Origin of the sequence: Phenylobacterium sp. (genome assembly GCF_024508875.1) — a bacterium.
Lineage (GTDB): Bacteria > Pseudomonadota > Alphaproteobacteria > Caulobacterales > Caulobacteraceae > Phenylobacterium.
Map to the genome: position 1 here is coordinate 22,876 of NZ_JANINU010000165.1, position 9,556 is coordinate 32,431.

The window sequence follows — 9,556 nt, forward strand, 5'->3', positions numbered from 1 at the left end:
GAGATTTTGCGTGCGCGTTCGCCGCCCGCCGCTCTAGAAGGCGGCCAGCTTTCGAGAGGCCGCCTGCATGTCGTTCCGCGCTCCCGTCCGAGACCTGGCTTTCGCGCTCAAGACCGTCGGGCATCCCGAACTGCTTCGCCGGGCGTTTCCCGACCTGGACGACGACACCGTGCAGGCCGTGCTGGAGGCCGCCGGCGCCTTCGCCGACAACGAACTGGCGCCGCTTAACCGCAAGGGCGACCTCGAAGGCGCGCGCTACGAGAACGGCGCCGTCACCGCCGCCCCGGGCTTCGCGGACGCTTATCGCCACTTCGTCGAGCAGGGCTGGAACTCGCTCTCCGCCGATCCGCAATACGGCGGCCAGGGCCTCTCGAAGGCCATGGAGCTGGCCGTGTTCGAGATGGTCCACGCCGCAAACATGGCGTTCGGCCTCTGCCCGATGCTGACCCAGGGCGCGATCGAGGCGCTGACCCTGCACGGCACGCCGCGCCAGAAGGAACTCGTGCTGCCGAAGCTGGTCTCCGGCGAATGGACGGGCGCCATGTGTCTCACCGAGCCCCAAGCCGGTTCGGACCTCGCTGCCCTCACCTCCATCGCCCGCCCGGACGGCAAGGGTGGCTATCTGCTGTCGGGGCAGAAGATCTTCATCACCTGGGGCGACCACGACGCCGCCGACAACATCTGCCACCTGATCATCGCCCGCACGCCGGACGCGCCTCCGGGCGTGAAGGGGATCAGCCTGTTCCTGGCCAACAAGTTCCAGGTGAAGGACGACGGCTCGCTGGGGCCGCGCAACAGCTTCCGACCGGCTTCCATCGAGCATAAGCTGGGCATCCACGGCTCGCCCACCTGCGTGATGATCTACGAGGATGCGGAGGCCGAACTGGTCGGCGAACTGGGCCACGGCCTGGCCCACATGTTCGTCATGATGAACGCCGCCCGCCTCCAGGTAGGCGTCCAGGGCGTCGCCATCGCCGAGCGCGCCTTCCAGCAGGCCCTCGCGTTCAGCCAGGAGCGCAAGCAAGGGCGTCCCGCGTTCGACGACGCCGACGGCATGATCTACGGCCATCCCGACGTGCGCCGCACGCTGATGCTGATGAAGGCCAAGATCGAGGCCGCGCGCGGCGTCTGCCTGACCACCGGCGTGCTTGCCGACCTCGCGCATCGCGCCGAATCCGAGGACGAGCGCGCCGCGGCCAAGGCGCGGCAGGAACTGCTGACGCCGATCGCCAAGGCCTGGTCCACGGACATCGGCGTCGAGACGGCCTCGCTGGGTGTCCAACTCCACGGCGGCATGGGTTTCATCGAGGAGACCGGCGCCGCCCAGCACTATCGCGACGCGCGCATCGCCCCGATCTACGAAGGCACCAACGGCATCCAGGCCATGGACCTCGTCGGCCGCAAGGTGCGCCTCAACGGCGGGGCGACGCTGAAGGCGCTCTGCAGCGAAATGGCGCTGACCGCCGAGACCCTGACCGAAGTCGCCGAGCTGACGCCCGTCGGTCGGCGCCTCGCCGCCGGCGTGGCGGCCCTGGAGCGCGCCACGGACTGGCTGGTCTCTGCCGACAACACCCAGGCGCTGGCGGCGGCGACGCCGTTCCTGAGGCTGGCCGGCGACGTGGTCGGCGGGTGGATCCTCGGCCGCCAGGCCCTGGCGGCCGCCGGCGCGTCCGATCCCTGGCTCGCCACCAAGGGGGCCCTCGCTCGCCTCTACGCCAGCCAGGTCCTGAGCCTGGCGAGCGGCCTCGCCGACTCCATCTCGGAGAATGGCGCCGACGATCTTGCCGCAACCCGGGCCGCAGCCCTCGCGAGCTAGCGGAAGCTTCACAATCCCCGATTGAGATATCCCGTTCTCGGATTCTCGGACGGTTTACCTTTGAGCTCTACCGTCCGCCGAAAGGGGTAGGGTGTGATGTCCACGGCCAAGGCTGCGTCCGGCGCGCCGATGATGGCGGGCGACGTCGTGGACGCCCGTCTCACCGCCTACCAGCTCTCCGTCGGGGGGCTGCGCCTGCCCGTCCTCGCCCACTATGCCTTCAACGCGGTCGCCGCGATCGGCATCTGGATGCTGGGCCATCCGCTCCTCGCCGCCGCGCTGTTCTTCGGATCGAGCGCGATCGACACGCTGCAACAGGTCCTGATCGCCCGCTGGCTGCGCGAAAGCGCCGGCGCCGACGAGGCCAGGGGCTTTCGCAGGCTCGCCCTCCTCTGCTTCGCACGCGTATCCGTCTACACCGCTCCCACCTTCGCCATGGCCTGGAGCGGCGGCCTTCCGGAACACCTGCTCTACGTCATCCAGCTCGGGACGCTTCTGGTCGTCGCCCTTGGGGCGGGCTCCCTGTCACGGACCGTGTTCTGGTCGCTAACCACCCCCATCCTGCTGCAGGGCGCGGTGATGATCTTCCTGCAGTTCGATCTGCAGACCGCCGCGGCCCTGATGACCGGCTTCCTCGTCCTCGTCGTGCTGCTAGGCATGATCTCCGACAGTACGGTTCGGGCGATCACGACCTGGCACGAGGCCTTCCTGGCCAACGTCAACCTGGTCGACGACCTCGCCGCCGCCCGCGACCAGGCGCTCGCCGAGCGCACCGCCGCCGACCAGGCCCGCGAAGCCGCCCGCGCCGCCAACCGGGCGAAGTCGAACTTCCTCGCCACCATGAGCCACGAGATCCGCACGCCGATGAACGGCGTCCTCGGCATGGCCCAGCTCATGAAGCGCGACGAGGTCGATCCCGTGCAGACCCAGCGGCTCGACGTGCTGATCGACAGCGGCGAGTACCTCCTGTCGATCCTCAACGACATCCTCGACGTCTCGAAGATCGACGCCGGCAAGCTCGAGATCATGCCGTCGGCGGAGGACCTGCACCTCTTCATGGAGCGGCTGGTCAGCCTCTGGACGCCGCGCGCCGACGAGCGGGGCGTCGCGCTGGCCCTCGAGCTCGCGCCCAGCGTCCCGCGGGCGGTGTTCATGGACGCGCTGCGCCTGCGCCAGGTCATGTTCAACCTGGTCGGCAACGCTCTGAAGTTCACCGACGAGGGCGCCGTCAGGGTCGTCGCCGACGCCGCGCCCTGGGACGACGATTCCATCCGGCTGCACCTTGCCGTGATCGACACCGGCGCCGGCATCGCGCCGCAGCACGTCCCGCATCTCTTCGACCGCTTCTCCCAGGCGGATGAATCCGAAGCGCGCCGGCTCGGCGGCACCGGCCTCGGCCTGGCCATCGTCAAGCAGCTTGTGGAACTGATGGGCGGCCGCGTGTGGGTGGAGAGCGAGCTCGGCAAGGGCTCGACGTTCCATCTGGAAATCCCGCTCGACCTGGCCCAGCACACGCTGGCCGACGCGGCGTCCGAGGCGAACGAGCCCCAGCCGCTGGCGGTCGAGACTCTGCGGATCCTGTCCATCGACGACAACGCCGTGAACCTGCTCGTGCTCGACCAGTTGCTCACCAGTCTCGGCCACGCGGTCTCAAAGGCCTCGTCCGGATCGGAGGGCCTGCGCGCCCTCGGGGAAGAGCGCTTCGACCTCGTGCTGACCGATATCCAGATGCCGGGCCTCACCGGCGTCGACGTCCTGGAGGCGTTACGCTGCGCCCCCGGCCCGAACCAGCACATCCCGGTCGTCGCCCTCACCGCCGACGTCACCTCGGGCGGCCGCCAGCGCTACCTCGACCAGGGCTTCACCGAGCACGCCGCCAAGCCCATCCAGCTCCAGGACCTGCTCGGGGCCATCGTCCGCGCCATGGCTGCGGCGCCCGGCCCCGACGAACGCGCGACCCTCAGCGCGTGACGTAGCGGGCGTAAGGCCGGTTCGCCTCGTCGTAGCCGGACGTGATGGGCAGGGCCTGTTCCGGCCCCAGGTCGATGTCCGCCTCCGGGAACACGATGGTCAGCCGACCGCCTGAACGCACCGCCACCTCGAACGGCTCAGGATGGCGCCGATCCGACCAGGCCTTGATCTGAGCGTAGTAGGGCGACTGGCGCCACGCCAGCGGCGATGACGGGTCGACGTCTATGATCAGGCGCCGCCCTTCGCGACCCGTCCAGATCATGAATTTCGCCTTGTCCGGCCGCCACGCGTCGCCCAGCCCCTCCGCGGTCAGGTAGAGGCACTCGAAGGCGCGGCAGGCCTGCGGCCGGCCCTCGTAGTCGCCGCAGCCCCGCTTCATCACGTACTTCGCGCACCAGGCGCCGGCCGGCTTCTCAAGCGCCGGGATCGCCATCAGCTTGCAGCACATGCCGCATGATCCGCACGACTTCATGCGGCTCTTGTCGGCCGCGCCGCGCTCAGCCGCAAGCCGGCCTCAGGCCGCCTGCAGCGACGGCAGGTCGTGCAGGGAGGGGTCCAGGCCCCGGCCCATCAGGTCGATGAAGTTGTCGCGGTAGAAGGCGCGCTTCGCCGCCTCGTCCACCCCGGCCAGGTTGTCGTTGAACCGCTTCAGCGGATTGCGGCCGCCCTCCACGTGCGGGAAGTCCGACGAGAACAGCACCGTCTCGGTCCCGGCGTTGGCCATGATCCAGGCGACGTCCTCGTGCGGATAGGGCGTCACCCGCAACTGCCGGCGCAGGATCGCGCTGGGCGTATCCGACAGCTTCTGCAGCCGCTCCTCCTTGCCGAACGCCGCGCAGCCGGAATCCAGGAACTTCATCAGGCTGGGCAGCCACGACGCCCCCAGTTCGATCGCCCCCCACTTCAGCCGCGGGAAGCGGTCGAAGACCCCGTCGATCACCAGGGCCGACAGCGTCTGCCAGATGCTCAGCGGGATCGCCATGAAGGTCAGGGACGTGAAGTTCTCGTCGCCGCCGTGGAAGTCCTTCACGAAGGGCAGGCCGTTCTCCAGGTAGGCCTTGGCCATCTTCTCCTCCCCGCCCACGTGGAAGAGCACCGGCACGCCGGCCTCCTGGGCCAGCGCCCACAGCGGGTCGAGCTCGACGTGGCTGGGCGAGAAGCCCGGCGGATGGCGCGAGGGGATCACCAGCGCCTTGGCGCCCAGTTCCAGCGCCTCACGGGCGATCTGCGGCGCCCGCGCCCGGTCGACCAACGGCACATAGCCGGTCGCCAAAAGCCGCGGGTCCACCGAGCAGAACTCGGTCATCATCCGGTTGTGGCCGCGGGCGGCTTCAACGGCCAGCTCCGTCTCGCCCATCTGCTCCAGGCCGAAGTTCGAGAGGCATGCCGTCGTGAAGACGAGTTGGCTGGCGAACCCCAGGTAGTCCAGCGTCGCCGGCCGGTCCGCCGCCTCGAAGGCGCCTAGGGCCTCGTAGTTCTTGCGCAGCAGGATATTGGCCTCGGCCCCGGCGCGGAACTCGGGGTCCTTGGCCTTGTCGGCCGCCTTGGCGAACCACTCGGGCAGCACGTCCTTGCGCCCCGTCTTCTCCACGAACGCGCCCCGGAACTTGGGGTCCAGGTAGCGGTTGATCGTGCCCGGCAGCTCCATGATGTGGCTGTCGGCGTCGTGAACGGTCTGGCCCTCGACATAAGCCATGGCGCATCCTCCCAAGATGAGCTCTTTCGTTGCCCGCCATTCCGGACGTTCGAACGCCCAGCGTCAAGGCTTCTGGGATCGCCATCCGGCCGAGGTGGCCGCCGACCTGATCGGCTGGTCCGTCCTCGTCGGCGGCGTGGGGGGGCGCATCGTCGAGACCGAGGCCTACCACCACGAGGACCCCGCCTCGCACAGCTACTCAGGCCCGACGCCGCGTAACGAGGTGATGTTCGGGCCGACGGGGACGCTCTACGTCTACCGTTCGTACGGCATCCACTGGTGCATGAACTTCGTCTGCTGGGCGGAGGCGCCCGGCGGGGCCGTGCTGATCCGGGCGATCGAGCCGACGGCGGGCCTGGAGATCATGTCCGAGCGCCGCGGCCTCGGCGACCCGCGCGCCCTGTGCTCGGGGCCCGGCAAGCTCTGCCAGGCGCTGGCCATCACCCGGGAGCACAACGGCCTTGCGCTCGATCGCCCGCCGTTCCAGCTCGCGCCGGGACCGGCCAGGGGCCTCGCCGTCGGCCCCCGCATCGGCATCACCAAGGCCGTCGACGTGCCCTGGCGGTTCGGCGAGGCCGGCTCGAAGTTCGTGAGCCGGCCCTTTCCGAAGACGGCCTAGAGCTGCGCCAGCATGTAGTCGGCGGCCGAGACCTTGAATTCGCCCGGCGCCTCGACGTTCAGCTCGGTCACCACGCCGTCCTTCACGATCATGGAATAGCGCTGCGAGCGCTTGCCCATGCCGAACTTGCTGCCGTCCATCGTCAGGCCGACCGCCTCCGTGAACGCGCCGTTGCCGTCGCCCAGCATGACGATGTCCTCGCCCACCGCCTGGTCTTCGCCCCAGGCGCGCATCACGAAGGCGTCGTTCACCGACAGGCAGGCGATCTCGTCCACGCCCTTCGCCTTGAGGTCCGGGGCGTGCTGCTTGAAGCCCGGCAGGTGCTTGGCCGAGCAGGTGGGCGTGAAGGCGCCCGGCACGGCGAACAGGGCCACGGTCCGGCCCTTGAAAAAGTCTTCGCTCTGTACTGGCTTCGGCCCCTCGGCGGTCGCCTGGGTCAGGGTCACGTTCGGCAGCTTGTCGCCCACTTTGATCGTCATCGGCAGGTCTCCTCGTCCTGGGTCTTCCCTGCCTGATAAACGAGAAGTCCGGCGTTCGGTAACGAGGATTTCTCGCCCCCGCCGCCGCGCCCCCTTGAAGTCGCCACGATCCCTGCGAATCCTGTGGGGGATGGAAGGCGGCTACCTCACCGGCCAGATGCTGATCGCCATGCCGGGGATCGGCGATCCCCGCTTCGAGCGGTCCCTGATCCTCGTCTGCGCCCACGATCACGACCACGCCATGGGCATCGCGGTGAACCGGCCGGTCGAGGGCCTCACCGTGCCCGACCTGCTGGAACGGCTCGAGGTGAAGGTGGCCGACGAGCTCGACGACGACCTCGTCCTGCTGGGCGGGCCCGTGGAGATGGAGCGCGGCTTCGTCGTCCACACCGACGACTACCACGCCGAGCACAGCCTGGGCGTCGAGGGCGGCCTGGCGCTCACCACCACCCGCGAGGTGCTGGAGGCCATGGGCGGGCGCGAACCGCATCCCCGCCGCGCTGTCCTGGCCCTCGGCTACGCCGGCTGGGGCGCCGGCCAGCTCGAACGCGAAATCCGCGAGAACGTCTGGCTGACCGTGGAGGCCGACGAGGCCCTCGTCTTCGACGACGCCTACGACACCAAGTGGACCCGCGCCCTGGAAAAGCTTGGCATCGACCCCAAGTTCCTCAGCGCCGAAGCGGGGCGGGCGTAGGGGCCGGACAACCGGGAGCGGATGTTCGCGACGTCGGCGAGGAGAAGACCGATTGAACAGTCTCTTTCAGCGAACGGCTGCTGTCATGGCACTGCTGATGGTTGCGGCGGCGCAGCCGCATGTGGCGAAAGCAGCCGAAGCGCGTCCCTGCCCACCGCGCTGGGGCGAACCAGGAAAGCCACTGGTGCCGGATGTCGAGACTGCCCGGAGCATCTTTCTCGCTGTCGAGAAGCGCTTCCATCCCGCCGCCGACGTGAAGAACTTTCCGCTCATCATGGCCAACGATGAGGGGGATAGCTGGGCGGTGTTCAGGGGAACAACCAAGCCGGGAACCATGGGTGGCGGACAGCTCGAAATGCGCGTCGCAAAGTGCAATGGCGCGATCTCGGACGTCCACTTCTCCAAATAGCGCTGAACCTGCCGAGCGTCGCCTAAGGGTCGGTCGCGGCCCCCGCCCCTACCCGCGCGCCTTCACCGGAGCGGCGCCATCCACGTAGCTTTCGTTCAGGTAGACCTCGGCCTCCTGGGCCGACAGCGCCGGCGCATAGCCGAAGCCCTGGCCGTAGTCGCAGCCGAGGGACAGCAGGTGGCGGGCCATGCCGGCGTTCTCGACGCCCTCGGCCACCACCTCCATGTCGAGGTCCTGGCCCAGCTTCACGACCGACGAGACAATCTTCGCCGAGCCCTCGTTCGTGGCCATGGTGCGCACGAAGTAGCGGTCGATCTTAAGGGTGTCGAACGGCAGGCGCGTCAGGTAGCTCAGCGACGAGAAGCCCGTGCCGAAGTCGTCCAGCGCCAGGGCCGCGCCGGCCGCGCGCAGGTTGCGCAGGATGATCGCGGCCTTGTCCGGATCGCGCATGACGTCGCTTTCCGTGACCTCCAGCTTCAGGGCGCCGGGCGGCAGGTCGGCCTCGCGGCGGATATGCTCGACGTCGGAGATCAGGTCCGGCCGTTCCAGCTCGCCCGTGGAGAGGTTCACCGCCACGGTCAGCTCGCCGGCGGCCCGGTGGCGCTTGCGCCAGGCGCCGAGCTGCTTGGAGGCCTCGCGCATCATCATGGCGCCCAGTTCGGGCATCAGGCCCATCTCGTCGCACAGCGGCAGGAACTGCTCGGGCATCAGCAGGCCCCGGCGCGGATGGCGCCAGCGCACCAGCGCCTCGAAGCCCGACAGGGCGCCGGTCGCGAGACGCACGATGGGCTGGTAGAACGGCGTCAGCTCGCCCCGGCGCAGCGCGCCCTTGAGATCGCCTTCCAGCGCCAGCCGCGACAGGCCGTCGGTCTCCAGGCTGCGGCCGTAAGCGGCCGCGCCGCCGCGGCCGTTGCTCTTGGCCGCCTCGACCGCCAGCTCGGCCCGGCGCAGCAGTTCGGCCGCCTCGGGGGCTTCCTCGCCGCCCGGCGCCTCGACGGCGCCGATCGACAGGGTCGGATGGATGTCGAAGCCGGCCACCCGCAGCGGCTGCTCCAGCGCGCGCCGCAGCGCCTCCGCGCCCGGCGAGGCCCCGACGGGGGCCAGGGTGGCGAACTCGTCCTCCCCGATCCGCGCCAGCAGCGCCCCCGGCGGGAAGGCCGCGGCCAGGCGCGAGCCCAGCGCCGCCAGGACCAGGTCGGCGCGCTCGTGGCCCAGCGCCTCGTTCAGGCGGCGCAGCCGGTCCAGATCGGCGACGATCAGTTCGTGCTGCCCCGGCGCCTGCAGGCGCTCGCGGGCCAGGTTGATGAAGCTGCGGCGGTCGGCAAGGCCGGTCAGGTGGTCCAGGCCCGACGCGGCGAACTTCACCTCGGCGGCGACCACGCCGGCGGCGCGGATGCCCTCCTCCAGCCAGACGCCGCGCCAGATGCAGGGGCTGCCGCCGCGCATGCGCAGGCGCACCGCCACTTCGCCGCCGGGCTCCTGGATGCGCAGGATGTCCTCGGCCACCACGCGATCCTGCGGTAGCGCCAGCGCGCGCAGGGCGGCGGACGAGCAATCGGGCGCAAGCGGACCCAGACCGAGGGCGCGCGTCGCCCCGGTCAGACGCAGACGATCCTTCTCCGGCTCCCAGACCCAGAGCGCGACTTCCGCCGCGCCCAGGGCCTCGAGAGTGGCCGTGGCGTCCCACATCCAGCGGTCGTTGGCCATTCCGTCCTAAGTTCGAGCCCGTGATTTCGGGCGTCGGCGCTAGACCGACACCCCCTCGTCCGGCCCCTCGCGATCCCGATAGGGCGTCACCAGGCCGAACAGAACATGGTCTCGCCAACCGCCGTTAATTTTAAGATAAGCCTGGGCAAATCCCTCCTCCTGGAA

Annotated in this window: 9 protein-coding genes and 1 pseudogene; 5 read left to right on the plus strand and 5 right to left on the minus strand. The window is 69.7% G+C overall.

Annotated elements, in window-relative coordinates:
* The first annotated feature begins 67 nt into the window (after nucleotides 1-67).
* Together Q0L11_RS13240 and Q0L11_RS13245 are read left to right on the plus strand one after the other, a co-directional pair.
* Nucleotides 68-1,816: an acyl-CoA dehydrogenase gene (locus Q0L11_RS13240; protein WP_296597836.1), complete on the plus strand. Its 1,749-nt coding sequence runs from the start codon at nucleotides 68-70 to the stop codon at nucleotides 1,814-1,816.
* A 96-nt stretch (nucleotides 1,817-1,912) separates the two neighbouring features.
* A complete protein-coding gene (locus Q0L11_RS13245; RefSeq protein WP_296597837.1) occupies nucleotides 1,913-3,787 on the plus strand; it encodes an ATP-binding protein in 1,875 nt (624 codons plus the stop codon).
* Here Q0L11_RS13245 and Q0L11_RS13250 read toward each other — a convergent pair.
* Together Q0L11_RS13250 and Q0L11_RS13255 are read right to left on the minus strand one after the other, a co-directional pair.
* Nucleotides 3,777-4,235, minus strand: a complete 459-nt coding sequence (locus Q0L11_RS13250) for a YkgJ family cysteine cluster protein (RefSeq protein ID WP_296597839.1) — start codon at nucleotides 4,233-4,235, stop codon at nucleotides 3,777-3,779. The two genes, Q0L11_RS13245 and Q0L11_RS13250, sit on opposite strands and share 11 nt — an antisense overlap.
* 66 nt (nucleotides 4,236-4,301) lie before the next feature.
* Entirely contained in the window at nucleotides 4,302-5,483 is a 1,182-nt protein-coding gene (locus tag Q0L11_RS13255) for an amidohydrolase family protein (protein ID WP_296597840.1), read from the minus strand.
* Nucleotides 5,484-5,499: 16 nt separating this feature from the next.
* Here Q0L11_RS13255 and Q0L11_RS13260 point away from each other — a divergent pair, with 16 nt between their 5' ends.
* Nucleotides 5,500-6,102, plus strand: coding sequence for a DNA-3-methyladenine glycosylase (locus Q0L11_RS13260; protein ID WP_296597841.1), 603 nt, complete (start codon nucleotides 5,500-5,502; stop codon nucleotides 6,100-6,102).
* On the opposite strand, the gene Q0L11_RS13265 is transcribed toward Q0L11_RS13260, so the two are convergent.
* Complete coding sequence (locus Q0L11_RS13265; RefSeq protein WP_296597843.1) at nucleotides 6,099-6,581, minus strand: peroxiredoxin; 483 nt, start codon at nucleotides 6,579-6,581, stop codon at nucleotides 6,099-6,101. The two genes, Q0L11_RS13260 and Q0L11_RS13265, sit on opposite strands and share 4 nt — an antisense overlap.
* 130 nt (nucleotides 6,582-6,711) lie before the next feature.
* Here Q0L11_RS13265 and Q0L11_RS13270 point away from each other — a divergent pair, with 130 nt between their 5' ends.
* Nucleotides 6,712-7,275: a YqgE/AlgH family protein gene (locus Q0L11_RS13270; RefSeq protein ID WP_296597844.1), complete on the plus strand. Its 564-nt coding sequence runs from the start codon at nucleotides 6,712-6,714 to the stop codon at nucleotides 7,273-7,275.
* Nucleotides 7,276-7,327: 52 nt separating this feature from the next.
* On the plus strand, nucleotides 7,328-7,684 hold the full coding sequence (locus tag Q0L11_RS13275) for a hypothetical protein (protein ID WP_296597846.1): 357 nt from the start codon (nucleotides 7,328-7,330) through the stop codon (nucleotides 7,682-7,684).
* Between the two features lie 48 nt (nucleotides 7,685-7,732).
* Here Q0L11_RS13275 and Q0L11_RS13280 read toward each other — a convergent pair whose 3' ends face one another.
* Together Q0L11_RS13280 and Q0L11_RS13285 are read right to left on the minus strand one after the other, a co-directional pair.
* Nucleotides 7,733-9,391 carry a bifunctional diguanylate cyclase/phosphodiesterase gene (locus Q0L11_RS13280; protein WP_296597847.1) on the minus strand — a complete coding sequence of 553 codons (1,659 nt, stop codon included), beginning with the start codon at nucleotides 9,389-9,391 and terminating at the stop codon, nucleotides 7,733-7,735.
* Between the two features lie 39 nt (nucleotides 9,392-9,430).
* A pseudogene (locus Q0L11_RS13285) lies at nucleotides 9,431-9,556 on the minus strand (30S ribosomal protein S5 alanine N-acetyltransferase); the annotation flags it as partial.

Excerpts from the sequence above, each read along its gene's own strand:
- Q0L11_RS13260 (WP_296597841.1), top strand. The coding sequence starts at position 5,500 with ATGAGCTCTTTCGTTGCCCGCCATTCCGGACGTTCGAACGCCCAGCGT.
- Q0L11_RS13265 (WP_296597843.1), bottom strand. The coding sequence starts at position 6,581 with ATGACGATCAAAGTGGGCGACAAGCTGCCGAACGTGACCCTGACCCAG.
- Q0L11_RS13240 (WP_296597836.1), top strand. The coding sequence starts at position 68 with ATGTCGTTCCGCGCTCCCGTCCGAGACCTGGCTTTCGCGCTCAAGACC.
- Q0L11_RS13250 (WP_296597839.1), bottom strand. The coding sequence starts at position 4,235 with ATGTGCTGCAAGCTGATGGCGATCCCGGCGCTTGAGAAGCCGGCCGGC.
- Q0L11_RS13280 (WP_296597847.1), bottom strand. The coding sequence starts at position 9,391 with ATGGCCAACGACCGCTGGATGTGGGACGCCACGGCCACTCTCGAGGCC.
- Q0L11_RS13255 (WP_296597840.1), bottom strand. The coding sequence starts at position 5,483 with ATGGCTTATGTCGAGGGCCAGACCGTTCACGACGCCGACAGCCACATC.
- Q0L11_RS13270 (WP_296597844.1), top strand. The coding sequence starts at position 6,712 with ATGGAAGGCGGCTACCTCACCGGCCAGATGCTGATCGCCATGCCGGGG.
- Q0L11_RS13245 (WP_296597837.1), top strand. The coding sequence starts at position 1,913 with ATGTCCACGGCCAAGGCTGCGTCCGGCGCGCCGATGATGGCGGGCGAC.